General features: G+C 55.1%; 24 protein-coding genes, 1 tRNA gene and 2 pseudogenes. 7 read left to right on the top strand and 20 right to left on the bottom strand.

Features of this window, described 5'->3' with window-relative positions; genetic code table 11:
- Positions 1-401: 401 nt before the first annotated feature.
- Complete coding sequence (smbP, locus tag ACWHYZ_RS16970) at positions 402-743, top strand: small metal-binding protein SmbP (RefSeq protein ID WP_447983858.1); 342 nt, start codon at positions 402-404, stop codon at positions 741-743.
- A 277-nt stretch (positions 744-1,020) separates the two neighbouring features.
- Positions 1,021-2,034 carry a polyprenyl synthetase family protein gene (locus ACWHYZ_RS16965; RefSeq protein ID WP_447983857.1) on the top strand — a complete coding sequence of 338 codons (1,014 nt, stop codon included), beginning with the start codon at positions 1,021-1,023 and terminating at the stop codon, positions 2,032-2,034.
- Between the two features lie 48 nt (positions 2,035-2,082).
- Here ACWHYZ_RS16965 and ACWHYZ_RS16960 read toward each other — a convergent pair whose 3' ends face one another.
- The 15 genes and pseudogenes from ACWHYZ_RS16960 to ACWHYZ_RS16890 form a co-directional block, all read right to left on the bottom strand.
- Positions 2,083-2,454, bottom strand: coding sequence for a VOC family protein (locus ACWHYZ_RS16960; RefSeq protein WP_447983856.1), 372 nt, complete (start codon positions 2,452-2,454; stop codon positions 2,083-2,085).
- A 112-nt stretch (positions 2,455-2,566) separates the two neighbouring features.
- Complete coding sequence (locus ACWHYZ_RS16955) at positions 2,567-3,019, bottom strand: VOC family protein (RefSeq protein WP_447983855.1); 453 nt, start codon at positions 3,017-3,019, stop codon at positions 2,567-2,569.
- Positions 3,020-3,182: 163 nt separating this feature from the next.
- Positions 3,183-3,293: a 3-alpha domain-containing protein gene (locus ACWHYZ_RS16950; protein WP_447987603.1), complete on the bottom strand. Its 111-nt coding sequence runs from the start codon at positions 3,291-3,293 to the stop codon at positions 3,183-3,185.
- A gap of 114 nt (positions 3,294-3,407) precedes the next feature.
- Positions 3,408-3,717, bottom strand: a pseudogene (locus tag ACWHYZ_RS16945) (MOSC domain-containing protein); the annotation flags it as partial.
- Between the two features lie 134 nt (positions 3,718-3,851).
- Positions 3,852-4,574, bottom strand: coding sequence for a hypothetical protein (locus ACWHYZ_RS16940; RefSeq protein ID WP_447983854.1), 723 nt, complete (start codon positions 4,572-4,574; stop codon positions 3,852-3,854).
- 253 nt (positions 4,575-4,827) lie between these two features.
- A complete protein-coding gene (locus ACWHYZ_RS16935; protein WP_447983853.1) occupies positions 4,828-5,559 on the bottom strand; it encodes a glucose 1-dehydrogenase in 732 nt (243 codons plus the stop codon).
- 74 nt (positions 5,560-5,633) lie between these two features.
- The gene (locus tag ACWHYZ_RS16930) at positions 5,634-6,047 is read right to left on the bottom strand and encodes a hypothetical protein (protein ID WP_447983852.1); all 414 of its coding nucleotides are present in this window, start codon (positions 6,045-6,047) and stop codon (positions 5,634-5,636) included.
- 252 nt (positions 6,048-6,299) lie between these two features.
- The gene (locus tag ACWHYZ_RS16925; RefSeq protein WP_447983851.1) at positions 6,300-6,980 is read right to left on the bottom strand and encodes an acyloxyacyl hydrolase; all 681 of its coding nucleotides are present in this window, start codon (positions 6,978-6,980) and stop codon (positions 6,300-6,302) included.
- Positions 6,958-7,113 (bottom strand): hypothetical protein, encoded by a 156-nt coding sequence (locus ACWHYZ_RS16920; protein WP_447983850.1) that lies wholly within the window; start codon positions 7,111-7,113, stop codon positions 6,958-6,960. The genes ACWHYZ_RS16925 and ACWHYZ_RS16920 overlap by 23 nt, the downstream gene beginning before the upstream one ends.
- Positions 7,110-7,442 (bottom strand): hypothetical protein, encoded by a 333-nt coding sequence (locus tag ACWHYZ_RS16915; protein WP_447983849.1) that lies wholly within the window; start codon positions 7,440-7,442, stop codon positions 7,110-7,112. Before ACWHYZ_RS16915 ends, ACWHYZ_RS16920 begins: the two co-directional genes overlap by 4 nt.
- 227 nt (positions 7,443-7,669) lie before the next feature.
- Positions 7,670-10,261 (bottom strand): sigma 54-interacting transcriptional regulator, encoded by a 2,592-nt coding sequence (locus ACWHYZ_RS16910; protein WP_447983848.1) that lies wholly within the window; start codon positions 10,259-10,261, stop codon positions 7,670-7,672.
- Between the two features lie 262 nt (positions 10,262-10,523).
- Positions 10,524-11,144, bottom strand: coding sequence for a DsbA family oxidoreductase (locus tag ACWHYZ_RS16905; protein WP_447983847.1), 621 nt, complete (start codon positions 11,142-11,144; stop codon positions 10,524-10,526).
- A 195-nt stretch (positions 11,145-11,339) separates the two neighbouring features.
- Positions 11,340-11,738: pseudogene (locus tag ACWHYZ_RS16900) on the bottom strand (cupin domain-containing protein).
- Between the two features lie 539 nt (positions 11,739-12,277).
- Positions 12,278-12,844 carry a type 1 glutamine amidotransferase domain-containing protein gene (locus tag ACWHYZ_RS16895; RefSeq protein WP_447983846.1) on the bottom strand — a complete coding sequence of 189 codons (567 nt, stop codon included), beginning with the start codon at positions 12,842-12,844 and terminating at the stop codon, positions 12,278-12,280.
- Between the two features lie 360 nt (positions 12,845-13,204).
- Positions 13,205-14,356, bottom strand: a complete 1,152-nt coding sequence (locus ACWHYZ_RS16890; protein WP_447983845.1) for a PQQ-dependent sugar dehydrogenase — start codon at positions 14,354-14,356, stop codon at positions 13,205-13,207.
- A 612-nt stretch (positions 14,357-14,968) separates the two neighbouring features.
- Between ACWHYZ_RS16890 and ACWHYZ_RS16885 the strand changes: the two genes are divergently transcribed.
- The 3 genes from ACWHYZ_RS16885 to ACWHYZ_RS16875 all read left to right on the top strand — a co-directional run bounded on the left by ACWHYZ_RS16885 (position 14,969) and on the right by ACWHYZ_RS16875 (position 18,411).
- Entirely contained in the window at positions 14,969-15,403 is a 435-nt protein-coding gene (locus tag ACWHYZ_RS16885; RefSeq protein WP_447983844.1) for a response regulator, read from the top strand.
- Positions 15,404-15,421: 18 nt separating this feature from the next.
- Positions 15,422-17,842, top strand: a complete 2,421-nt coding sequence (locus ACWHYZ_RS16880; RefSeq protein ID WP_447983843.1) for a PAS domain S-box protein — start codon at positions 15,422-15,424, stop codon at positions 17,840-17,842.
- 475 nt (positions 17,843-18,317) lie between these two features.
- Positions 18,318-18,411 (top strand) — tRNA-Pro (locus tag ACWHYZ_RS16875).
- Positions 18,412-18,891: 480 nt separating this feature from the next.
- Here ACWHYZ_RS16875 and ACWHYZ_RS16870 read toward each other — a convergent pair.
- From ACWHYZ_RS16870 to ACWHYZ_RS16860, 3 genes are all read right to left on the bottom strand, one after another.
- Positions 18,892-19,434, bottom strand: a complete 543-nt coding sequence (locus tag ACWHYZ_RS16870) for a VanZ family protein (RefSeq protein ID WP_447983842.1) — start codon at positions 19,432-19,434, stop codon at positions 18,892-18,894.
- Between the two features lie 250 nt (positions 19,435-19,684).
- Positions 19,685-20,146: a DnaJ domain-containing protein gene (locus tag ACWHYZ_RS16865; protein WP_447983841.1), complete on the bottom strand. Its 462-nt coding sequence runs from the start codon at positions 20,144-20,146 to the stop codon at positions 19,685-19,687.
- A 60-nt stretch (positions 20,147-20,206) separates the two neighbouring features.
- On the bottom strand, positions 20,207-20,653 hold the full coding sequence (locus ACWHYZ_RS16860) for an Hsp20/alpha crystallin family protein (RefSeq protein ID WP_447983840.1): 447 nt from the start codon (positions 20,651-20,653) through the stop codon (positions 20,207-20,209).
- Between the two features lie 700 nt (positions 20,654-21,353).
- Here ACWHYZ_RS16860 and ACWHYZ_RS16855 point away from each other — a divergent pair.
- Both ACWHYZ_RS16855 and ACWHYZ_RS16850 read left to right on the top strand, forming a co-directional pair.
- Positions 21,354-21,569, top strand: coding sequence for a hypothetical protein (locus tag ACWHYZ_RS16855; RefSeq protein WP_447983839.1), 216 nt, complete (start codon positions 21,354-21,356; stop codon positions 21,567-21,569).
- A 387-nt stretch (positions 21,570-21,956) separates the two neighbouring features.
- Entirely contained in the window at positions 21,957-23,000 is a 1,044-nt protein-coding gene (locus ACWHYZ_RS16850) for an SGNH/GDSL hydrolase family protein (protein ID WP_447983838.1), read from the top strand.
- Between the two features lie 309 nt (positions 23,001-23,309).
- Here the strand turns inward: ACWHYZ_RS16850 and ACWHYZ_RS16845 are convergent, their stop codons facing one another.
- Together ACWHYZ_RS16845 and ACWHYZ_RS16840 are read right to left on the bottom strand one after the other, a co-directional pair.
- Complete coding sequence (locus ACWHYZ_RS16845; protein WP_447983837.1) at positions 23,310-23,810, bottom strand: thermonuclease family protein; 501 nt, start codon at positions 23,808-23,810, stop codon at positions 23,310-23,312.
- 3 nt (positions 23,811-23,813) lie between these two features.
- On the bottom strand, positions 23,814-24,113 hold the full coding sequence (locus ACWHYZ_RS16840; RefSeq protein WP_447983836.1) for a ComEA family DNA-binding protein: 300 nt from the start codon (positions 24,111-24,113) through the stop codon (positions 23,814-23,816).
- Between the last annotated feature and the right edge of the window lie 48 nt (positions 24,114-24,161).

Genomic DNA, 24,161 nt, shown 5'->3' with positions numbered 1-24,161 from the left:
CTTGTGTGCTAGCCTAACGAATCGTCCCGGCCATCATATTGAGAAGGGTACCGTGGTGTACCAGCAAGGTGATGACGGCCGGTCTGAATTTTGTGTTTCATGGACAAGATCCTTCACAAGCCCCTACCTTTCCGGTACGTCCTGGCCGGTCTGTTAGCTAGCTAACATCATCCTTCGATATCATGTGGTACGGTGGGTTGTTGCGTATCCGTGGCTACCTGTTGAAGCTCGCCACTGATCGGTGACTCTATGCGATATGTCGACTGCGTCGGTGCCGTCGCGGCAAAGGACCACGAGAGTGATGTCCATGAGTGGGTCGCGCGTCACAGGCATCCAGCGTCCGGCCGTATCCGTATAGAAAGAGGTGTCGGAAACCCAATTCACCATAACCAAGGAGGATCATGATGAAGGGGATAGCAGGTATTCTCGTCGGACTCGTGACGGTGACGGCCGCTGCGATGGCGATGGCAAGCGGAACCAACGCACATGTTACAGAAGCGGTCGAGCATACGCAGGAAGCGATTGAACACGGTAAGCAAGGTCATGCGGACGTGCTCACCAAACATGCTGAGGTGGCGCTGCAGCATGCCGAGGCGGCGCAGAAGGACATGAAGGGCAATCCCCACGTCCAGGAAGGGGTGAAGGGATTAAAGGATGCGGTGAAGCATGGAAAGGCTGGCCATGCGGACGAAGGAGCCAGTTCGGCTGAGGCAGCGCTGATGCACTTGAATGAAGCAAAGTAAACCAGAGGCTGAGAGCGGGCGGCGGACCGCTGGGCGTTCTGTAAACCGGTCAAGGGAAATTTGGAAGTAGCGGCGGCTTGCCAAAAAGATGGCGTGGCCGTCCCGAGTGCACGTCACGAGGGCACGATCGCTTTTTGTCGGCGATCACCTGCTCGAGAACTGGCTTCAATCATCGGGTTCTCATGGCTGTTAAGCAGTAGCATGGCAGCATTCGGCGTGTGTCGGTCCATTGCGATCGACCTTGCCATTTCTCCTGATGACTCCGACGGAGAGGGCCATGACCCCAGAGCCGATTGCGATTGAGAGCCATCGTTCTCCACTAGAGGATGCGCTAGAGACAGAATGGGGGCCAAAGGTTCGTTCACTAGAAAGGATAATTTCGCAGTCGTTCGCTGAGCAATCACCTGCTATCCAAGTGATCGGATCTTCCATCCTTCGAGATGGGGGAAAACGGATTCGTCCCTTGTTGCTGCTTTTGAGTGCGGGCATCGCCGGATACCAAGGAACGGATGATGTCATCCTGGCCTCTTTGATTGAATCGATTCACGCCGCGACTCTTTTTCATGATGACGTGATTGATGAGGCGGACCTTCGCCGAAACCAGCCTACAACCCGAAAGCTTTGGGGAAATCGGGCCTCAGTGTTTATGGGCGATTATGTTTATTTTCAGGCGGTCGCGGGCCTCATTCGTTTCGCAAATCCTGAAGTGGCCGAAGCGGTGCTCTATGCCTGCCGCAACATGGCAATCGGCGAACTCAGACAACTGTCGGGTCAGCGTGGTAGCCCCACGACCGAGACGGCATATGTCCGTATCGTGGCACGCAAAACGGGGGCGTTAATGGCGTCCACTTGCAAAACAGGAGGACTCTTGGCGGGCGCTTCGCCTGCCGATTGTCTCGCCCTGTTCCGCTTTGGGCTGCGGCTTGGCATCGCCTACCAGTTCATGGATGATGTTCTGGATTATATCGGGCCGCGTAGCTTTGGTAAGTTGCTAGGTCAGGACCTTCGGCAAGGTCTCGTCACTTTGCCGTTAGTGCATCTGCAGGCTCACTGTACTTATAGCGAACGCAGGCGACTGCAAGGCCTCCTTGGAACACAACGGCATTCCCACGAGGCATTCGAATGGGTCCGCACACGGCTTCTCCACCATGGCTCAATCGACTATACCGTTTCGTGCATGCGGCGGTATCTTGACCTGGCCAAATGTCACCTCGCGCGTTTCAGTGATTCGCTATACAAGACACAATTATTTGTCATCGCTGATCGGATAGGGAAGCCTGAAACTTCCTGACCCCGCAGGTCGTCCGCAGTGATAGCGCCATGTTCATCCGACACCGCCTTACCCCACGGTGAGCAGTTCAAGGATATGTCCGTTGGGGTCGCAGAAATAAACACCGCGTCCGCCGCCACGATGATAGATCTTCATATCGTCCAGCGAATCGGGCTTCGCCCCATAGGACATGCCTTCGGCCTGAATGCGGCCAAAGATTTCGTCGAATTCCGCTTCGCTCACTTTGAACGCGTAGTGATGAACTTCGAAACGATCGACGTCGTCGTGAAAATCGAGAGTAAGCGACTTATTGACCTGTACCGGCGCGAAGTATCCGATCGCGCCTTCATCGAACGGCAATCCAAACACCCTCGCGAAAAACTTCGCCGACGCGACCTTGTTATGTGCCGGCACGATGGTGTGGTTAAGCTCGATGGTCATCGAGATCCTGCATCAACGTTATGATCAACTAGCTCGACAGGCGACAGCAGCACGGGTCCCGAAGTTCCTGTCCGTGCCTGCTTAGTTACATGATACTGGAACAAGGGCCGGCTCAGCCACGCTGTTGTTTCATCCAGGCCTCGGCACGCTTCTGCAACTCCTCCGGCGGGACGTCTTCTATGTGCGTGTGAATCCACCACTGATTGCCGGCGGAATCTTTCACCCCTCCACTGCGGTCGCCATAGAACTGATCGCTCGGTTCTCGGACGGAGGTCGCGCCGGCTTGGACCGCCCGCTTATACCAGGCATCCGCATCCTCGACATACAGCGCGATCGTGGCCGGCGTCGGCTTCCACTGATCGGTGGCTTCGCCCAACATCACCATCGAATCACCGATTTTCACCTCCGCGTGCATGACTTTGCCATCGGGACCGGGCATGCGGTAAATCTCCTGTGCGTTGAATGCTCGCTTGAGAAACTCGATCAGGTCGGCCGCCCCATGAACCGTCAGAACCGGCGTCACGGTGTGATACCCCTTAGGAATTGGTGTTGCCTTGGTCGCCATGATGTCTCTCCTTTCAATATCAACATTGATGGTCTCTGGCAGCACGAAGAGTCAGCGCAATCAGCGTGCAAGAGTTGTACGACAACGTCGGCGTAGATAAAGGCAGCCGGCTCCCCATTATCCCGGTCGCGATAGGGATTAGCCGACCTTTGCTCGTCGTCGATCACGCGTCAGGTTCCCTGAGTCGCTTGCGGAAGTACCCCCGCCAACTTTCCGGAAGTGCGGGAAGATCGCTTGCGCGGCGCAGGAGGTCTTGGTTCGCCCCATCTGCCATGAACAGGTGGGCAATATCCGCCACCGTGATCGCGTGCGGGTCCCGGGCGATGAATTCTATTACGTCACCGGCCGCGACGTGTCCCTCCCGAAGGACCGCGAGATAGAACCCGTGCCGGCCGCTGCGCTGGAAGCGCTTGACCATATCCTCGGCCAAACCGAATGCCAAGCTTAAAACAAGGCATTCGAGGTTGAGTGACGATGAATTCAGCGGAACCGGCGCGCAGGCGATCACCAATGTGGACGTTGCGTTCGAGTAAGCCTTCTGTGGTGAAGTTCTCACCGAACACGCCAAAGGGAAGTTCTGTGCCTGGAAGTTCCGTGCGCCAAAAGGCGTAGTGCTCCCATGGATAGGCATACACGGCCTTGTCACTTCCGCCATGGACGGAAAGATCGGACTGCCGATCGCCTTCCACATTCGGCATCGTCACACGTACCCGTCCAGCTACAGGCGCCTTGAAGATAGACGTGCGTATGATCTCGTCTCGCCACTGGATCTCCCGCGGCAATCCCACGTTTATTGATAGAAGTCTCATCGGTCCTCACGGAATCGTGATGATTAACTCCGCTGGGGCCTAGCGCTATAGCCCACCTGTTGCGCAGGCGCACGGTCGGATGCAGCAATTGGTAAAGTGTGGGTGCCTGGCTCTCCAATGGCTAGTCGTCGCGCCTGAAAAAGCGCGGTCAGATGCAGCATGACAAAGAGCGGGACCAAAAATGCCGGAATCAGCAGGAGCGGCAATTGAGCCATCGGCGCAGTGGTGATCTCCCCTGCCGCATCAGTCGCCAGCGCGGACGCGGTTGCTCCCATGCTCACCGCCAGAACAAGGTCCAAGACCCCGAGTAGATTCCAAACGGCGAACAGTCGGCTGGCTGCAAAACCAGGCACACGAATGAGTGCGAGCACGAGCCAAGGCGCAGTGATCCCGATGGCCATATCGCCGAGTCCGGCCGGCCACGCGAAGAGACCCGGCAGCACTCCGTACGTGTAGAGAGCTAGAAATCCCAGTCCGGCGAATCTCCACGCCTGAATCCCGGTGACCAGACGAAGGTCAACGGTCAACACGAAGTTGCGGAAGCCATGCCACACCCGCAATGCGGCAAGGAAGACAAGGAGCGGTGCCGTGACGCCGATGAGGATTGGAAGTGGCCATGCCCCCGGCGCTCTGACAAAACTTCCGCGCGCGCCGAGGGAAAATACCAGCGCGAGCCACAGCGTCAGTGCCACGAAGACGAGGGCACGTATCTGGGACTTATTTTGAGTGTGTTCTGATGTAAGCATCGCTGGTCTCCATATTGTGACGTATCGAGAGCCGTGCGTGTGATTTTGTCCTGCTTCAGACCCGTTGTTCTTCCAAGCCGTAATGTCGAAAAAGCGGTAGACGATGCGGTGGCGTGACCCGTACCTCCGGATGCCCTCAGCCAGAAAATGAATGGTTTCGTTCATGTCTGCCTCTCGTGGAATTGCGCGACGCGATCAGCACTAAGCCACTTCTCCATACGGAAACAAGCGCCGGCTTTTCGCTTCCCGGTATTTACATCACGACCCCACCGCCGGCATGGATGTTCTGCCCTGTCAGCCAGCGAGCCTCATCGCTCACCATGAACGCCACCACGTCGGCAATGTCCTGCGGGGCTCCTAACCGCTTGAGCGGGGACATCTCGGCGCCCGTCTCGCGAAATGCATCGGGTATCATTACTGTGTCCGTAAATCCCGGCGACACGGTGTTGACGGTGACACCCTTGGGTGCCAGTTCAAGGGCCAATCCTTTCGTGAACTGCTCCAGGGCACCTTTGGTTCCAACATAGGCCGTCACATTGGCGAAGCCCATATGTGTCCCATCGGTCGAGATGTTCACGATGCGGCCCCCAGGCTCGATCACTTTCGCTGCTTCTTGCATGGCGAAATACGGGCCCTTGGCATTCAAGGCAACGATCTGGTCAAATTCTTGTTCAGTTGTTTCGACCAACGGCTTAAATAGGGCCATCCCGGCATTGTTCACCAAGATGTCGAGTCGCCCAAAGCGCTGCATCGTCTCTCGAACCAGGCGACGAACGTCAGATACCTTACTCATGTCTGCCTGGATCGCCACGGCTTGGCCGCCGTGTGACTCGATTCCAGCCACGACCGCCTTGGCCTTGTCTATGCTCGTCCCATAGTTCACAATCACCATCGCGCCGTCCCGCGCCAACCGTTCAGCGATGGCGCGGCCGATGCCCCTGGACGCTCCTGTCACAATTGCCACTTTTCCATTGATTGATGGCATGACTGACTCCTTCTTCTAGGTCGATTGATGTTCTGATGACCGGCCAATCCCTGGCCGGTGTATTCTATTGTTCTTCAGGCGACTTTGATTGAACTCTTTGCCTTGTTCCTGTCGGCGCTGTGCCGGGACAATCGGCTCGGGACAACAGAATCCCTGTCCAGGTGAAGAGGAGGACTTTCCATCTCGGGCTTTTCGAGGTCTCGATGTCTTAGCTCAATAGAGGAATATCGGCTCATAGCTGCTCGCTTCGCGTGAAACCACGCCGTGAACTCCAACACTGGTATGAGAACCAAGCCGACGATGCCCAGAACATAGGACCAGGAAGCGAGATGGAGAGCCAGGAGTACCATGACCACATTGCCCTGTTCCCGCGCGTGTTGTGCCAATAGCATCAGTCCTCCAGCGCTGAGCAGCAACAACACAGCCGCACTTCCAATCATCCATCCTCTCGTTTGCAACACACTGTTGGCAAAAGTCTTGCGTTTCATAACATCACCATTGTGTATTGGAGGTCCACCGCACGCCTCACAAAGCGACGATCCGCTGTACTGACTATCTGCCTGTTCATGTCGACCCCGTCGGTACATTGCCACATGCCTCGCATCCCGACACCTATGCTATCCGCGCACATAGACCTGCCCGTCGTTCTCAAGGAAATCGTAAAGACGGTCTCTTGCCATCAGGCCACGGCACCGATCACATTCCATGCTGATCTCCTTCTGCGTTCAGATTGCCGTTTATCAGCGAGGGAGAAACACGGAGATCCCCACATAGGGAAGAACCGCATTGATTCCCGTGTTCCGATCCCCAAGGCCTCCATTCGAGATATGGTGAAAGCGAACTCCCATGGTGAACGTGACTAGGTCCGTCATGAAATAGTGAACACCCGGTCCTGTTTCCAACACGAACTCAAACGGGGTACTCTGCTCCGGGATCCGAGGCGCCAGATTCGTCCATATCATCCCGGCTCCGACATCCCAGAAGGGCATCCAACCCCCGAATGACAGAAAGTTATATTTCACGACGAGCGACCCCCCGGCAGCCTCTGCCGCAAAAGGTTGAGTAAACCTGGCGAACAACGGCTCCACGAGCACTTCGACATTGCCCCGCCACCAGTCGGCCCCGAGTGGGTCAGTCACAATGAACCCCACGCGTGGGAGAATAAAGACGGCGCTGCGGTCTGCTGAGGGACCATCTCCCAGAGCCGTCGTCGCTTGCCAGAACCCGGTCACGGCCCCGACTTCCATCGTCCTTCGTTTGACCGCATCACCGGCATCCTGCGCTCGCGAGATGGCTCCGTTGATGGGACCCTCAAGCGTAACGGTGAGGATTATCACGACTGTCCACCATAGAGGGTATTGGGACACATAGGCCTCGTTCTTCCGCTCGAGGTGGCTCTCATAGTCGACTGCGAAGGTCATGTTTGGACCGGCTTCGTTGACGGGCATAGCGCAATATCCGTCGGTGTGAAAGCCGGTCCCAAAGGAGCAGAAGAGGCAGTCCGACCACTGCCGGCACGACATACGTCACAAAGAGGAGCATCCAGGAATTCATGGTTTTCTCCTTTTGTCCTCTGATTGCTCGACCCCTGATGCTATGGTCCGCCTCATCCCGGTCGTGTAAATGTCCTGCACGACACCTTTCATCAAGCATCCCGATGCCACGAGGTCTGCACCACATTCATACATATCCGCCAGCAACTGTTTGCCGGCGGGATCGACAAACATCAGTCCCCGCATGTCGATGCAGATGGACTGCCCTGGTCGAATGGTTCGGACGGCATCCCAGGAGCGTTGCAACTCGGAGACCCAGACGCCGGCTAACCGTCCTTCGAGGATCAGTATGGCCGCACGCTCGGTTATGTCGGTGGTGATCCGTAGCACTTTGCGCCTCCTTGGAATGTTGAGCATGGCAAGGGCTGTTCCAAACAGGCGAGATTGAGCCAAGTCAGCGGAACTTGTTGACGGACAAAGAGGTTCGAGGAATGCAGGCGCGTCTGTATTAGGCAGACATGCGAGGTGACGATGAAAACGTGCCAACTAATTGACACGCGTCCAACGGCGGACATCACTTCGGACGATTCATGATTGGGTCGCGAAGGGGCCGAGGTTTATGCCGGGCGCAGAATGCCAAGTTTTTTAATCTTGGCGTGGAGGGTCGTGCGCTTCATTCCCAGACGGGCGGCTGCTCCGGAAGGACCTCCAATGACGCCGTTGGTTTCCTTGAGCACGCGCCGGATATGAGCTGCCTCGGCCGCGGTGAGGCTCATGCTTTGCGCCGCTGGCGGCGCATGGTCGGACTGCTTCAATTCCGCAAGGGGAACCTGCAAGGTGGGCCCGGGAGAGAGGATGACGGCTCGCTCAATGAAGTTTTCCAGTTCCCGGATATTGCCCGGCCATGCATAGCGGATCAACGCTTCCATGGCCTCCGCCGGGATGCTCTCGAGCGCCTTCTTCATCCGCCGCGCATACTTTGAAGCGAAGTGCCGGACCAGCGAGGGGATATCCTCGGCGCGCTCCCGCAACGGCGGCACGTCGATCGGGAATACATTGAGCCGGTAATACAGGTCGCTACGAAACTGCTTGTCAGCGACCATCTGCCGCAGATCACGATTTGTAGCGGCGATCAGACGCACGTCCACGCGAATGGTCCGCGTACTGCCCAATCGCTCGAATTCCTGTTCTTGCAGAATGCGCAGCAGCTTCGACTGCAGTTCCAGGGGCACGTCGCCTATCTCATCGAGAAAGAGAGTTCCTCCGTTGGCCAATTCAAACCGACCGATTTTTTGTGCGATGGCACCGGTAAAGGCGCCTTTCTCATGGCCGAACAACTCGCTTTCCACCAACCCCATGGGGATCGCGGCGCAGTTCAGCTTGACAAACGTTCGCTCCCGACGCGCGCCTAGGTTATGGAGGGCGCGGGCCACCAGTTCCTTGCCGGTCCCGGTTTCGCCTTGGATGAGCACCGTCGAATCGGTCGGCGCCACAATTTCAAGCTGTTTGAGGACGCGTTTGAGTGCAGAACTTTCACCGACGATCTCTTCGAAGTTGTACTCGGTTTTGATCTCCTCTTCGAGATAGAGCTTTTCTTCAGCAAGCTTGTCTTTCAACTCCGCGATTTGACGATAGGCCAGCGCATTGTCCACGGCAATGACCACTTGTTGTGCCACCTGGCTCAGCAAATGGATCTCGTCCTGAGCAAATGCATCCGCGCGGCGACGGCCCACATTCAAGGCGCCCCGTGCGCCCCTATGGGAGAGAAGCGGGACAGAACAGAGAGATTTCACCCCCTCATCAAGCAGGTGTGCACAAACTTTCGAATCCAGGGACAAGGTCTTGAGGTCTTGTTCCGAAAAGACTGCCGGCTTCCTGGAGGTGATCGCAATACTGGCCGGTCCCCTACACTGGGGATCCGCTTGTCCTTCTTCAATCACACTGGTGTTCTTCGTAAAGTCCAGCACATGGACTCGGTACTGACCGGTCTCTGGCTCATACAAGACCAAGCTTGAACCGTCGTGCTTGATGACCTTGCGCAAGCAGGCACTGACCGCGGTAAACACCTCGTCCAACTCTAAATTCGAAACGACGGCATTGTTAACTTCCAGCAAGAGTTGCTGGCGATCCCGCTCATGGGCCAGCTGCTGCTGCGCAGCGCCGGCACTCTCGTCATGCAAAACGTTATCGACGGCGACGGCAACCTGCTTTGCCACTTGTTGCATGAAGTTGAGCTCGGCTTGTTGATACAATTTCTTCTGCAGGCTGCCGAATCCCATTGCCCCCAAACGTCGCAACGCCGTAGTCAAGGGAACCATACAAAACGATTGCACGCCGTTCTCACGCATCATTGCCATCAACTTTGGGAAACGGACTTCTCCTATGATGTCGTCAACCGTCAAAGGCTGCTGGGTCTTCCACACCATGCCGCCTGGAGATTCATCAATGGGCGTCTCCATCCCGGGGCTGATCGTGCTGGCTTCCGGAGCTGCCAAGATGTGCAGGCGCATGACCTCTCGCGTGGGATCATGCAACACGACGTTGATGAAATCGAATGGAACGATGCGAGGGAGCCGTTGAGCGAGATCATGAAATAGTTCGTTCAGGTCACGGTGTACGGCTATGGATTCGGACACCTCCAAGAGCAGACGTAACCGATCTCGATCGCCTATCAGGTCTTGATGGTGCAGAACATTATCCACTGCTACCGCGATTTGTTTTGCGATCTGCCGGAGGAATTCGACGTCCGCCTCACCGTAGGCCTCCTTCTTCAAGCTTGCGAATCCCAGGGCTCCCAGCCGTCGCAGCGCCGTCGTGAGGGGAACCATGCAGAACGAGTGAATGCCGTCCTCTTGCATGCGTGGGATCACCTTTGCCCAGCGGGACTCTTCCGCAATATCCGGCACGAGGATCGGTTGTTGCGTTTGCCAGACTAGTCCGGCTGGAGTCTCTTCGACCGGCTCTTCATGGCCACCCACGAGGTCAGCCGGAACATTGGCCTGAATGTTGTGTAACTGCATCACGTTCCGTACGGGATTGTGTAAGGAGAGGGCCACGAAATTGACGTCGACCACACGTGGAAGCCGATGTGCGAGATCATGCAAGAGCCCATCCAAATCCAGATGCCTCGCGATGGACTCTGATACCTCGAGAAGAGCCTGGTATTGGTTGATTAGTAGGTCTGGGTGGGGCGCGACGTTGCGTTCCATGGGTATGAGACCTTTAGATCAGTGGCTCAGCCAGGAATTCTTATACGAGTAGGATACGCCAGGTCTCACCCAAAAATCATCAACGAGTATTTTATCGAACATGAACATCTTGCCATTGTTCTGACCAATGCGAGTACCGCCAAACGCTCCTCTGCTGGAGTGCTCCGACAAGCGTTACGCCACGAGTTGTAGAGCCGTTGCGATCCCCATGGATTCCACCGCCGGCCCGGAAAGAAACCACGTGCTGTCAGTCTCTTTCCTGTTACGGCTTCGCGCGTTCGACTGCCGCTTTAATGACTTCATATGGCTGCGCTCCTGAAATGATTTCTGCATCTTCGAGCGGCCGATCGGCCTGGCCAATCATGACCGTCGGGACCGCCGTGATCCCGAGGTCTGCAGCCTCCCGTTCGTCCTGAATGACTCGCTCACGGTAGAGTCCTTGCTCCAGCGCCGCTCGCACCATCTTGCCGTCCAATCCTCCCGCCGTTCCAATGGCGACGAGCGTCTCCAGGTTATGAATGTCTTGGCCCTCTTCGAAAAAAGCTTTAAACAGCCCACGATGAACTTCATCAAATCGGCCCTTCGCGCGCGCGAATTCGGCCAACTCCAGGGCCCGGCGGCTGCGCGGCTGTAGCGGAGGCAGCCGGAGCGTCATGCCGCGCTGCCGCGCCATCGGGTAGACGGACTGATTCCACACGGTCCGCAGATACTCGCCTGCAGGGTCCAGCGTGGGCACGGGCACAGGTCTCAGCTCATAGGCACGCCATTGAAGATCGACGGTCGGGCCGTATTCTGCGCGAATGCGGTCGAGCACCGGTTCCTCCAGATAACAGAACGGGCAGACATAATCGCTCCACACGTTGATTCGAACCGTTTGCGCCATCGCTAATATTCCTGTTTCATATGGTTTGCCCTGTGACTAATTGGACTTAGAGGAACTGTGGAGCTGGCACGAGAAGACACTTGGAGCGACGCCGCCATGCAATGAACACGGGAACACCCCGATTGAAGTGTCCCGACAATATCGGCATAACTCCTCGCGAACGCCGGAGATGTATTCCGCCCCGACGCTCGGACGTCACATTGAGGTGCGGCCGTCGAAATGGTGATCGGCGTCCGCATCGGCTTCTTGCTTCATTCTATGAAGCGTGCCGGTTTTATGCTCTGGAGGACTATAGATTGAGTATAGCTTCAACGCTTCTTCCTTGGAGGAGTTCATCACATTGTGTTTGGTTCCTGCTGGAATGACGATCGCCGTCCCATCGCCGATTTCGTATTCATTTCCATCGAGCAGGACTTTCCCCGTACCGGATTCAAATCGAATAAATTAGTCCAGTTCGTGAACTTCCGTCCCGATCTCCTCGCCCGGCGGCAAATTCATCAAGACTAGTTGGCTGTGCTTCGCCGTAAAGAGCACTTTTCGGTAATACCGATTCCTGACCGTCTCGTCTTCTTTGTTGCTGATAAAGTATTTCATGATCCTCCTGGTGTAGTTCCTGGGAAGACGAGAGCTGCGTTCGATGACTCGTCCCGGCTAACAAAGTGATCATCGTGGGCAGCTCTCATGCCCATTCTATTCAATTTCCTTTCGAATATATGAGAAGCCTTCAAGGCCGAGTATCCGGAGCAGGGGTATCTTGTTGTCACTACGCTACCGGGTGCCTTGTAGGGTCAGCAGTTGATTCGTACAAGCCCGCACTCGATGACGTGCTTCCACTCAAGATTAACGTGACGACTCACCCTGAGTAGTGAGCCAAGCGGGGCCCGAGCGGCTTTACTCATTATTTAAGATCTATGCAGGCTTCCAACACCATGGCGAAGTTCAAGCGGATGAAGTAGGGGTGAGCAGGCAATGAGAGGGTTAGATGTAGAAGGTTGACAGCGCCATGAGTCGCGTTGCCTAGGACGGTGATCCCTGAGTAAGCACCTAATAGCCTAACGGCAAGGGTCGGTTTGTTCGGAGGGAAGCGGCGCGTCGTTGGACGCGCCGCTCTACAGCCATAGCACTTCCGGGCTCTACGCGACTGCTTTCTTCTGCTGGCCGGCTTTTGCGAACTCCTCGAGCATCTTTTGATTAAAGGCGGGGATATCGTCGGGTTTCCGGCTCGAAACCAGACCCTGGTCGACGACTACCTCCTGATCCACCCAGTCGGCCCCGGCGTTCTTCAGATCGGTGCGGAGTGAGGGGTAAGATGTCATCCGTCTTCCATGCACGACACCGGCATCGATCAGTGTCCACGGTCCGTGGCAGATTACGGCTACGGGCTTTTGTGTGTCGAAGAAGGCTTTGACGAACGCGACAGCCTCGGGAATGATGCGAAGTTTGTCCGGGTTCATCACTCCTCCCGGTAATAGAAGCGCATCGTACTGCTCGGCATTGGCCTGATCGAGAGGCACATCAACCGGAATTTCCTCACCCCAATCCGTAAAGTTCCAGCCCTTCACCTTCCCTTTGGCCGGTGAGACCACATTCGCCTCGGCACCCGCCTGCTGGAGTGCCTTGCGAGGCTCGAACAGCTCGACCTGCTCGAAGCCATCGGTGACAAGGATCGCGATCTTTCTGTTCTGTAACGTCTGTGCCATTTCTTTCCTCCTTAAGAACCAATCCGTTATGGAACGCATTCATTCGAAGATGGCGGTCCGACGATAAGCGGTGCGGGAAGCACGGTCGGTGATGTGCCGACAATCCTGTCCACCATCAACAGCACGCGCCGTAACCTTATACATACGATGGGAGACACGCGGGAGGTATCGGGTAGAGGCGCGTCGCGATGTCGAGGGATGCAGGAAAGATCGGTGGAAGGATGGCTGACACTCTTGAGGCGTCAGCAGCCGGCTGGATCGGAAGCCCCACCTTTTGCTGCCCTTGGAAGAATTGCGGGGCAACGCTGTTGCCTTCAATAGGCGCAAGAAGGCCGATAGTCCCGTCAGACTCCTAAATCATCACGGCGGCAAGGACAAACGAAGTATCCGTCCGTTGCTGCTATCCGTGAGGACATAGAGTAACCCATCGGGTCCCTGCTGCACCTCACGGATGCGCTCATGAAGGTCCCCGAGATAGCGTTCCTCGTGCACGACTTGATCCTGCTCGAGAGTCACGCGAACAAGGAGCCCAGGGTTCAACGAGCCGACGAGAATACTTCCCTTCCAGCCAGGAAAGGCATCACCGGTGTAGAAAACCATGCCGGAGGGTGCAATCACCGGGTCCCAATAATAAACTGGCTGCTCCATGCCAGGCTTTGCCGTCCCTTCACCAATCGTCGCGCCGCTATAGTCCACGCCGTATGTGATCACCGGCCAACCATAATTCTTTGCTGCTTGGGGATGGTTCAGTTCATCGCCGCCACGCGCACCATGCTCAACGGTCCAGAGCTGTTCCGTCCCCGGATGAACCGCTGCTGCCTGAATGTTGCGATGGCCGTATGACCATATCTCGGGTCGCGCGCCGGCTTGACCAAAAAAGGGATTGTCTGAGGGCACGGTCCCGTCTGGATTAAGACGAACGATTTTGCCGAGTCCCGATGACAGATCTTGTGCCTTGTCGCGATACGCGAAGCGGTCACCCTGGGTGACGAACAACGTCCCATCGCGCGCAAACACTAGGCGTGACCCGAAGTGATTCTCGCCCTTCACCTTGGGGTTCTGTCGATAGATGACCGTCACATCTTCAAGCCTGTTGCCGGCCAATCGACCACGCGCCACGGCAGTCCCGGCTGTGTCGTTGTCGCCAGGCTCCGCATACGAAACATAAAGTAAGCTATTCTCGGCAAACCCGGGGTCCAGTTCCACATCAAGAAGGCCGCCTTGACCACGGGCGAGCACCGCTGGGACGCCTCCGAGCGGCTTTGATAGCGCGCCACGTTTATCGACTATTCGCATCCTACCAGGGCGCTCGGTGACGAGCATGCGGCCATCCGGCAGAAAAGCGAGGGCCCATGGATGTTCAAGTCCACCGGCCACCGTTTCAACGTGGATCCTGCCATCTAGTGAAGCGGGTGTCGGCGAACGAGGGGCCTGGCACTCGGCTTTCTCTACGGCCAAACTCGCTACACCTACGCTGATGAGTACTGCTGACCACAAGATTGAGAAGGACACAGACCCTCCCTGGTTAGAGACAATGGGAACTATATCCTGAAACTCGGCCAATAACGAAGCAAGAAGCGAACCCCCTCATGCGGGGGATAACAGCGGTTACTAGACGATACGGTATCCTTCAACGTGGTCGCCCAACGTGACCGCGGCGGTTCACTGACATGACGGCACTGGCGATGAGCTTTTAGCACAAGAAGTATCGGTCTCGATAATTCACACGTCACAGACAGATACAGCCAAGGCCTTTGTAACGACCAACGTCCTAACTGATGGGTATGATGGCGAGCTTCACCTCACCTTCTGCGAGAACGTAAGCATTCATAATTACTGCAACAGGCTTGTTAGATATTGATTCGTTATCCTTATCGATACTCTGCATCAATACTCCTGGGCAAGGTCGCCTCGTAAAGTCCTCACTTGCCGTGCTGTTATTACGGTATTTGGCCTCAATAATGCCTGGCATGGGAGTTGTTCATCGGTGTGTCAGGGCAGAATTTCAAGCAGGAGGTTAACCATGCCGATGATTTTTGTACTGGTAGTGCTTACCGCATTTGTCATATGGGAGCTTGTCGCTCGAGCAAGTTAAATGGATCAGGAACACAGACGGAGGACATCATGGGACTTCATAGTCATGCAGAAAGTGGGAATCAAGGGCGCATCTTGGTAGTGGACGATGAGTCGCAAGTGCGGAAGCCGATTAGCCTATCCTTACAGGCCGCGCATTATGCTGTGGTGGAGGCGGAGAATGGCGAGCAAGCGATTGATCTCTTACGCTCGGGCGATAACCCGCTCCTTGTGGACACGATTCTTTGCGACATCCGCATGCCGAAGATTAACGGGACGGAGGCGATTCAATACTTTCGCACGCAATTTCCCAGCGTACCAGTTGTCGTCCTGACCGGATATCCGGACGTCAGCTTGGCGGTGTCCCTGTTGAAACAAGGGGTGGTGGATTATCTCGTGAAGCCCGTGGGGAAGGAACAACTTCTCGAGGTGATAAACAAGTCCGTCGCCCAGCATGTCATCCTGAAGGATCAGTTTGCAACCTAATGGGTGGACAGGTGCGCCATGGAGTCACAAGCAGGGAGAAATGTACATGCCGTGTTCTCTCAATCTCTACCGGTTAGATCTGCGCCGCCCTGTGTCCTGATCGTCGATGACGATCCGGATATCCGGCAGGCACTGAGCGATATGCTTGAGGCGGAAGGCTATGGCATCCATGCCGTCGGCACCGGAGCCGAGGGCATCGCCCAGGCCGGCCAGGTCTTCTACGGGGTCGTCCTGTTAGATATCGGACTGCCGGACCTGGACGGGCATGCCGTGCTGCGGGCGATTCGGGAAGTGGATGCCACCCTTCCCGTCATCATTCTGACCGGCTATGGCAGCGAGCACAACACGATTGGACCTTTAAGTAAAGGAGCCCTCGCATATCTCACCAAACCCTATCGCCCGGTCGAAATCAAAGCGCTGGTGAGGCGTGCGATGGAGGTCCGTGCCATGGCTTTAAAGGCTCAGACCGTTGAATTTGCCTTAAACGAGAGCCAAGAGCGGTTCCGGTCGGTGTTTCAATCGTCGTCCGATGCCATTGTGCTGGCTGATGATGACGGCCATATCGTGTCTTGGAACAGGAGCGCTGAACGGATGTTCGGGTATGTCGAAGCGGACATGCTGGGTAAATCCGTATCCGTCCTTTTGCCGTCTCGATATCAAGAGCGGTTTGTGCGCGGGTTAGAGAATTATCGGGCGGACCAGTTCGAGGCCTTCGACACCCCGATAGAAATATATGGGCGCCGTCGGGATGAGAGTGAGTTTCCAGTGGAGGTGTCCGTGAGTACGTGGACATCAGCCCACCAGAGGTTCTTCGGCGCCATCATTCGGGATATCACCACGCGCCGGCTCATCGAGCAGCGGCGGGCCGCGGAGTATGAAGTCACCCGCGTACTCGCTGAATCGGCGACCTTGGCCGACGCGGCCCCCAAAATTCTGCAAACTATCTGTGAAAGCCTGAGTTGGGACATGGGGTTGCTCTGGGGCGTGGATGAGCCGGATGAGCTCTTGCGCTGTCTTCATCTGTGGCGCGCAGCTGAAGGTATGCAGGCCCCCTTTGAAATTTTCAGTCAGCAGCATGCCTTTCGTCGCGGCATCGGATTGCCGGGTCGTGTGTGGGCCAGCGCCCAACCGCTCTGGGTGACCGATGTACAACATGACGACAATTTCCCCAGAGCGCCCTCTGCCATCGAACTCGGCTTGCACAGTGCCCTCGCCTTTCCCCTCAAGCTGCACGGCCATGTCGTCGGTGTGTTGGAATGTTTTAGCCATCACATTCGTCAACCCGATGACGATCTGCTCCAGATGCTGGGCGCAATTGGGAGTCAGATTGGCCAGTTCACGGAACGCACGCGAGCCCAGGCTGCCTTGGATAAGGCCTATGCCAAGATGGAAGCCATCCTTGTTTCTATGCCGTGTGCCCTTCTTATTGTCGAGAGTAACGAACGGATCATGTATTCCAATCCTATTGCCTCGCGGTATTTCTCCTCTGAAGGAGCGTCGCTGATCGGCCGTAACCTTAGTGAGGTATTTTCTGATACTGCGTTGAACTGGAATCAAGTCGTCGCGAACCTCCGCACCGCAGCATACCAAACTGAGCCGTTACCTGAACGGGACATCGAAATACGCAAACGGACGTACCGGTATCGCCCATTTGTCGTTGGAGAGCCTGAGCGGGAATGGGGGGCAGTAGGGCTTGTCCTGTGGGATACCACTGAACACCAACAGCTTCAGGATCAGCTCATTCAGGCCGAGAAGCTTGCGAGTTTGGGTACCCTCGTTTCCGGCATGGCGCATGAAGTGAATAACCCTATTCAAGGGATCATGAGCATGGCCGAAATCATCGTGCACGAATCCGACCTTGAGAAAGTGAAGGAATATGCGCGTGACATCGTGACGTACTCAGAGCACGTCGGGGTGGTCGTCAAAGACTTCGCCTGTTACGCGAGGCCGGCGTCCCGTGACCAGGAAGTCGATCTCGATATCAATGAGCGACTCGGTGAAGCCCTCAAGCTCGTCCAGCGAAGCGCACAATTCGGGCATATCATGGTCACCACGACGTTTCGGCCTCTTCCAGTGCTGCGGGCCCGGCGTTCCGAGATCGACCAGATCTTTGTGAATATTATTAACAACGCCGTGGATGCGATGGGAGGGCGAGGACGACTGACGCTTGAGACTGAATGGGAAGATGAGACAATGAGGATCCATATTCGAGATACCGGTTCCGGGATCCCTCCTGCGCTCGTGGGGAAAATCTTCGATCCTTTTATGACGACGAAGGATCCAGGCAAGGGGACCGGACTTGGGCTCAGCATTGCCTATAAAATCGTCTCCAAATATGAAGGAGGCATCAGCGTGGAGAGCGAGGAAGGAAAAGGAACGGCGTTTACGATTAAGTTCCCCATTTCCACGAAACATCGGAGATCCAAAAACGTTGTATAGACTCTAATTCGGCACATGTCATGAGCTGAAAGCATTTTGGAGAAGGGGAGTGCTTAGGGAAGAAGATCCGACGGCCGGCTCTACAACAACCCCAGGAAGCAGCGCCGCAGGCAAAGCGTAAAGACGGGGGAGTCGTCGGATTGTTCCTATGACTGAGAAGTATAGGTTTGCTGAATGGTCGCGCGAAGGGTTGTGCTTACTCAACAGACGGTTTTTGTATAAGGTGTACAGCACCTTCGAGGCAAGGCATCCGACGGACCTATTTCGAGCTAATAGCTAATGTAGATATAATAACTGCGATGAAGCGGGTCGGTTATTAGAGCTAGTACTGCATCGACGCTACAATAAAGATCTGCCACAATACCCTCCCTATTCCGCTTTGAAATCGGCTGTACATCAACCGAATAGGCTAATGACACTTGCGGATTCTCCGGCAGTAGGGCAGAATGCAGCTCCTTGCAACTTCTGCGTCGGGGCGTAGCGCAGCTCGGTAGCGCGCCTGCTTTGGGAGCAGGATCAGGGGGATTACTCAAGTCGTTGAGACATGGGTAATCCCCTTATCATTCGCGCTCAATATACTCTGAGCGCTCTATTCCAGTTTGTTTCTCTCTAGCGCGTTTGACCGCGCTTTATTGCTACAACTAACACTCAAATAACACTGCTCTTGGCGTCCGGGTACCCGGGGGCTATTGCTCGGAGCCCACCCCGTCAAATGAGGACTCCCAGCCCTACTGGGGTTCCAGTCAGGATAGCAACATAACAACTTAGTGACGCCCCAGCCACCCTTGTTTTGCCCCTGGCGTCTTCTAGGGGAAGCCTGGGGTGCCAAGAGGTACACCATCTTTATAAAAGGGGATCAGACTTTTTGGGAAACTATATAAAGGCTTCGGGTTTAGAGGCGACGAGGGGCTCAATGCATTCCCGGCCCTGATTGCGAGAAGCCCCTCGGCCGCGAAATTGTCCCTTTAACGGCTTCCAACCCGATGAGAAGTCTTTCGTCGGCCCGTCTAAGGAGGGTTTGAAATTGGGCCCTTCCACCAGCCGATACTCTACCTAAGCCCAGACATCAGACGTCGTAAGCCAAGCGAGGACAGAGCACCGATGGCCGCTCCGGCGATATTCATTATCGGGTCCGCGATTTGCGGGACACGAGCTATGTTGAATAGCTGCACTGTTTCCAAACCACATGCCAGCAGCGCGGAAAAAGAAAGCACGTAGACCAGTCCCAAGCGGTTCCGGCTGTATCCGATTTCCAGGAATACGCCCAAGGGGAAGAAAAGCAAAACATTGTGAAGCATATCCATCGGGTAGAGTGAGCCTGAGCTAAACGGAGCCCAATTGATGCCCGACCAACGCGCCTGCCGCTGGAAAGTATTCCAAGGAATGGTTGTGCCAATGACAATTCCAGCTGCGTAGGCATAGCCGATCGCCGAACTCTTAATGACCCATGTCCGCCGATTGTAATGTCCCCTGCCATAGACAACATAGGCGGCCACCAGACCAGCTCCAACGAGTAGCGCGCCATATTTCTCTATGTCGTCCACGGCTGCTGAATCATACCACGCTGGTAAATTGGGAGGGCCATGTGCCATCTGTCGTCATAGGCCTGCCATAAGAGCCTTTGGTTCCAAACCAGCACATGTGGCCGCAGACTTGGCAGAGCCCCCGAACGCCTGTGTAAGCCCGCGGCTTGCAAGCCCAGTATTCTTATCAAATCGAGGGTGTGTAGGTTTGGCTGGGTACGCTTATAGAGGCTTGCGATGCCACCGTGGAGAAAGCAATCCTGAACCGGAACAGGTAGGGGGAAATGATCGCTATGCCAGGCCAGCCGAGAGGCGTGGCTTAGAACCATCCTCGGCGCGCCAGGTAAAGATACTGGGCTATCAGGTGGCTGAGCGCCTCTTCAGGGAAAACTCCGCTGAAACAGGAGCTATATGCAAGCCGAACATCAACCCTATGCTTCGCACGGGACGATAGAGAATGGAGATATTCAACTGCCGATTCGCTTGGAATGAGGGGCTCCGGCTCGTTGAAACTAGCTGGGCGCGGGCGGACTAGTGGTTCGGCGGGCGGACGCTCTCTTCGCCATACTGGAGTAGTGTCCTGATCATAGCGGCTGCGCCTCGCGGGGTCGGAGAGAACCTCATACGCCTCCTGAATCTCCTGAAACTTCTCTGTTCCTTGATCGCCTGCCCGATCGGGATGGCACTCCTTGGCTAAGCGACGGTACGCGCCGTGAATGCCACGCTCCGCTTCGGTTTTAGAAACCCCTAAGACGGCATAGTAGTCCTTCCGGGTACCCATTCGTCCCTCCGTCTTAAAAACCTACCGTCTGCCTAGGCGTTGAAGGAATCAAGGAGGCTGTCACGCGACTTTAATGTCGATTGACTTAGGCCTTGCCCTCTCCGATTTCGGCAAGTGAACGGTTAGCACGCCATTGGTGAATTCAGCGGCAAGCTTCCGCTCATCAACGGAGTCTGGTAGTCGAAGACTACGAGCGAATCGGCCGTAGGGTCGTTCAGTCCGATGATACCGCTGACCCTCGACTTCTTTCTGCCGCTCTCGATGGCCCGCGATGAGCAGCACGCCATCGTCAACAGATACGTTAACATCTGTCTTTTCGACTCCCGGCAGTTCGGCTTGAACCTGAAATTCCGAATGCAGTTCCACTACATCGATAGCCGGAACCCACTGGGCGACAGCCATTGACTCATTCTGTGTCCCTGGTGAGTCGGTTCTCCTCGTCAGCAGTCGGTTCAGCTGATCCGACATACGCTCCAGCTCCCGAAAGGCATCATGGTACAGCATCATTGCCTCCTCGCGTAAAGGGCACTCTTGCCTCGAAATAATAATCGTTCCTGGAATTGTCAAGAGGGGTAGGTGCTCGATGACGGTTCGCTAGTGCGGGGCGCGGAAAGATATCACGCGCGTATAACTCGGAAGCATTGTTATGAAACCGTGACGCCCCCCGGGGACTTCAACCACAGGCCGGGGTGCCAGATGAGGACTCCGAGGCCTATGACATGGTACGATTCATAACGTGGAGAGAGACGTTCGGGTGAGTGCCTTACTCGGGCGTGATGGCTAGCCGTCCCCTCCTGTCGGTTAGCCGTCGTTTCTCCTCCAGGAGAAATACGCCGCATTACTCTCATGGGGTAATGCGTGGAAGGGGTCTCGACAGTTGGCGACAGCCTAATACTGTTATCGTCACTCCCCATTCCTTCCATCCATACCGGTCTCTCCTACGCCACCATCAAAGGCCTCCTTATAGGCAGGTGCCTATCAGCCATGGTAATGCCTAATTCATGGTGTATGGGGCCTTAAAGCTGGCAGTATTTCTCGTTGCTGTATGGGGTATCACCTGGACCCTAGCGGCCTTCTTTGCGTCTGCTCCTTGGTGGGCCTCGATCCTTCTCATGGTGCTTATCACCGTGCGCCTCAGATGAGGCTGGCCCTCGACTCCGTGAGCCTCTGTTTTGATGCACGAAACGCTATTTAAGGCGAGGTGGCCATGCTGGAGGCGTATGCAGAATCGTATCAGGTAGTCATTAAGATTTATCTCGATGGAAATCAGTGGGGTGCGGTAGTGGGGCCAGATCCGATCCGTGGCGTGGCTGGGTTTGGCTTTACAGTGAATGAGGCAGTCGTGGAACTCACCAAGCAGATGGACTTCTACCACCGCAACTGGGAGGAGTTTGCCGATGAGAACGGAACCGAATTACGCTAAAATGCTGCCATACTTGTAAGAGAACATATCGTAAAGGACCTCAAGACCCGTTCCCCGCCGACTAGACTATTTCCTAAGGAAATGGAAGGAACTATGTCAGGACGTTCGATAACGACTCAAAGCACAAAGAATCATCAACGAGTAAGAAAAGTTCTCTACGGTTTAAGCGCCGCAGGGGCCTTATTTCTCCTGGCGTTACCGCCAGATAGGCATCCTACTTACATAGCAGCCCACCTCGTGGTTTTGACCTTCATGGCGCTAGCGGTCTTCCTTGTGCTTGGGATAACCGTAGAGAGGTGGAAGCGGTCGTTTCTAAGGTATGCACTTAGCACAGTTGTGTATGTAGCACTGATCTCTGTTCTGATTTATGGTGCAGAATGGATTGTTATGGCCTCATCACTGGCGCAGGCAGACGCTAGGACGCGAGCACTCTATCGACACGTGATGGGAGAGGGGCAAGAGGAAGTAGGTACCGGCACTTCGGCAGCGTACCGGCCTCATCATTATTTAAATTTCGCACTGAATCCAGATGCCGCCTATTTGGGTCAGAAACAGTTCAATGCCGACTATCTCGTCCGCAGGACCGAGGAAGTTCGCCCTCGCTCGTCCGTTAAATGGCGAGCCGTTGCACTGGGCGGGAGCACTACTTTCGGAGAGGGGATAGCAAATGAAACCGACACCTGGCCTTACCAGTTAGAGCACCGTATACGTACCCGCTACGGGTCCGATTTCGATGTTATTAATGGCGGAGTCGGGAATTACAATGTCATTGATAACATGCTGCACTATCTCTTGCTTCTAGAGTTGTTGGAACCGGATGTGGTTATTCTGTATGTCGGCATAAATGATGTTCACCCGCGTCTGTTTGATGACATAAAGCCTGATTATTCCAATAGTCGTCTGACATGGCGTTCCGATCTCAACGTCTTACCTCACGCAAACAAGAAACTGGTCAGAGTGCCGTTTTATCGTTGGTATCTTCTCCAGGTAGTAGCGAAAGGCGAGTTTGCTCACCTGAACACCTATGTGCAGCGCCCATACCCTCCGGTGTCCACATGGCGCGGTGCCTTAGCCCGTAACGGAACAGGGATTTACAAACAGCATCTCAGTGATTTGGTGCAGTTATTACAGGCACAGGGGCGAACTGTCATTCTAGTGCCACAAGTATTCATCCCACGGACCGATGAAGAACTGGAGACATCCTTTGCTGTAGGCGTTGCCCAACATGAGGATATAAACAAAGAAGTGGCTCAGCGCTTCAGTGCCATGTACATTGAGACGGTTGGCGAGAAAGGCACGTTTCAGACAGACGAACTTCTGGACAATTGCCATTTCAACGCATTAGGGGGACTGCACATGGCAGATCTGCTATTCACGCAACTTGAGGGCGCGGCAGTATTCAGCCGCTTTAAGAAGATAGAGGGAAACTAAGTTTCACTGCTTCCAATCACTCGCGTGGATAATACGCAGCTTTATCCTAAGAAAGGGCTATTCCGTTTCGCAATATGGAACTTATTCATCATAAGTAGCACGACGTGTGTCTAATAGTTATTGAGCAGACGGCAGCCTATGATCAGCCTCATAGGAGACGCCGCTATGTGGTCCTTTCTATCTTCTGTTTTCCGTTCTGTCAGCTTGGCGTTGCTGTTGCTGTTTCTTTCTCCTTTCATCCTCATGTTGATACTCGTCTCGAGCGTTATTGGGAAAGATGAGGCGCACTTCAGCGGGTAAGGAACGATCTCAGGAGAATTTAATCTGTTCAGAAAGCATCATCCGATGTCTCCACTCCCACGGTGGAACAGGATCGGGATACACCCATAACCCCCGCCTTGCAGCCCGAGCCTCTGCCTCTAAATCTCTCAATGTTGTATCTTTTGAATACTTCTCATACCACCACGCCAATCCGGCCCTAACTAACTCCTTATTCAACGTCCTTCCATCCGACAAGATCACATCTCCGATGGTCCGGCGATACTTATCATGGCCCGACACTCTTACCGTCACATCGTTGCCAAAGGCCAGCTTAGACGTGAACTGCTTGGCTCGCTCACCAAACGCCTGTCGCTTCTCAGGGCAATCAATGCCGTTGAGGCGGATTTTTTCGGCTTTGCCATCATGCATCACGGAGATCGTGTCACCGTCTGAAACACCGACAACACGGCCGGTGAAGTCAGCGGCAAAGAGAAGCGTGGGAAATAGAATGGCCCACAGAAGACCCGCTAGGAGATTAATTCGTCTCATCTCCTATTTCTGTTTCGCCACGACCTGATCCTTAATCTTGTCGTACGTGGCTTGCGGGACGATCTTCTTTTGCACCAACTCATCCTTGCGCTTGTATGGCCTGCCTTCGACGATCTTCTTGGCGTACGCCTCACCAATGCCGGGTAATGCCTTGAGTTCGTCCGGCTTTGCCGAATTGATGTCCAACGCTTCAGTGGCATACGCATCGACAGGCGCGATCGTGTTATCAAGGACGGTACCGAGGCCGATTAAAAGCATCAGGCGTAGAACGAACACGAGGGCCATACCGTTGAATAGTCTCATGGGAAACCTCCTTAGTAGACTGTCCGCACCTTAGCCCAAAGTAGCACG

The sequence above is a fragment of the Nitrospira sp. Nam74 genome (assembly GCF_965152615.1).
The sequence above is the reverse complement of the archived record's forward strand: the minus strand, read 5'-3'. Positions and strand labels throughout refer to the sequence as shown.

Excerpts from the sequence above, each read along its gene's own strand:
- ACWHYZ_RS16850 (WP_447983838.1), top strand. The coding sequence starts at position 21,957 with ATGGCCTCATCACTGGCGCAGGCAGACGCTAGGACGCGAGCACTCTAT.
- ACWHYZ_RS16895 (WP_447983846.1), bottom strand. The coding sequence starts at position 12,844 with ATGGCACAGACGTTACAGAACAGAAAGATCGCGATCCTTGTCACCGAT.
- ACWHYZ_RS16905 (WP_447983847.1), bottom strand. The coding sequence starts at position 11,144 with ATGGCGCAAACGGTTCGAATCAACGTGTGGAGCGATTATGTCTGCCCG.
- ACWHYZ_RS16940 (WP_447983854.1), bottom strand. The coding sequence starts at position 4,574 with ATGCTTACATCAGAACACACTCAAAATAAGTCCCAGATACGTGCCCTC.
- ACWHYZ_RS16960 (WP_447983856.1), bottom strand. The coding sequence starts at position 2,454 with ATGACCATCGAGCTTAACCACACCATCGTGCCGGCACATAACAAGGTC.
- ACWHYZ_RS16885 (WP_447983844.1), top strand. The coding sequence starts at position 14,969 with ATGGGACTTCATAGTCATGCAGAAAGTGGGAATCAAGGGCGCATCTTG.
- ACWHYZ_RS16870 (WP_447983842.1), bottom strand. The coding sequence starts at position 19,434 with ATGGCACATGGCCCTCCCAATTTACCAGCGTGGTATGATTCAGCAGCC.
- ACWHYZ_RS16965 (WP_447983857.1), top strand. The coding sequence starts at position 1,021 with ATGACCCCAGAGCCGATTGCGATTGAGAGCCATCGTTCTCCACTAGAG.
- ACWHYZ_RS16855 (WP_447983839.1), top strand. The coding sequence starts at position 21,354 with ATGCTGGAGGCGTATGCAGAATCGTATCAGGTAGTCATTAAGATTTAT.
- ACWHYZ_RS16880 (WP_447983843.1), top strand. The coding sequence starts at position 15,422 with ATGGAGTCACAAGCAGGGAGAAATGTACATGCCGTGTTCTCTCAATCT.
- ACWHYZ_RS16840 (WP_447983836.1), bottom strand. The coding sequence starts at position 24,113 with ATGAGACTATTCAACGGTATGGCCCTCGTGTTCGTTCTACGCCTGATG.
- ACWHYZ_RS16930 (WP_447983852.1), bottom strand. The coding sequence starts at position 6,047 with ATGAAACGCAAGACTTTTGCCAACAGTGTGTTGCAAACGAGAGGATGG.
- ACWHYZ_RS16920 (WP_447983850.1), bottom strand. The coding sequence starts at position 7,113 with ATGAATTCCTGGATGCTCCTCTTTGTGACGTATGTCGTGCCGGCAGTG.
- ACWHYZ_RS16950 (WP_447987603.1), bottom strand. The coding sequence starts at position 3,293 with ATGGCAGATGGGGCGAACCAAGACCTCCTGCGCCGCGCAAGCGATCTT.
- smbP (WP_447983858.1), top strand. The coding sequence starts at position 402 with ATGATGAAGGGGATAGCAGGTATTCTCGTCGGACTCGTGACGGTGACG.
- ACWHYZ_RS16845 (WP_447983837.1), bottom strand. The coding sequence starts at position 23,810 with ATGAGACGAATTAATCTCCTAGCGGGTCTTCTGTGGGCCATTCTATTT.
- ACWHYZ_RS16935 (WP_447983853.1), bottom strand. The coding sequence starts at position 5,559 with ATGCCATCAATCAATGGAAAAGTGGCAATTGTGACAGGAGCGTCCAGG.
- ACWHYZ_RS16910 (WP_447983848.1), bottom strand. The coding sequence starts at position 10,261 with ATGGAACGCAACGTCGCGCCCCACCCAGACCTACTAATCAACCAATAC.
- ACWHYZ_RS16860 (WP_447983840.1), bottom strand. The coding sequence starts at position 20,653 with ATGATGCTGTACCATGATGCCTTTCGGGAGCTGGAGCGTATGTCGGAT.
- ACWHYZ_RS16925 (WP_447983851.1), bottom strand. The coding sequence starts at position 6,980 with ATGACCTTCGCAGTCGACTATGAGAGCCACCTCGAGCGGAAGAACGAG.
- ACWHYZ_RS16955 (WP_447983855.1), bottom strand. The coding sequence starts at position 3,019 with ATGGCGACCAAGGCAACACCAATTCCTAAGGGGTATCACACCGTGACG.
- ACWHYZ_RS16865 (WP_447983841.1), bottom strand. The coding sequence starts at position 20,146 with ATGGGTACCCGGAAGGACTACTATGCCGTCTTAGGGGTTTCTAAAACC.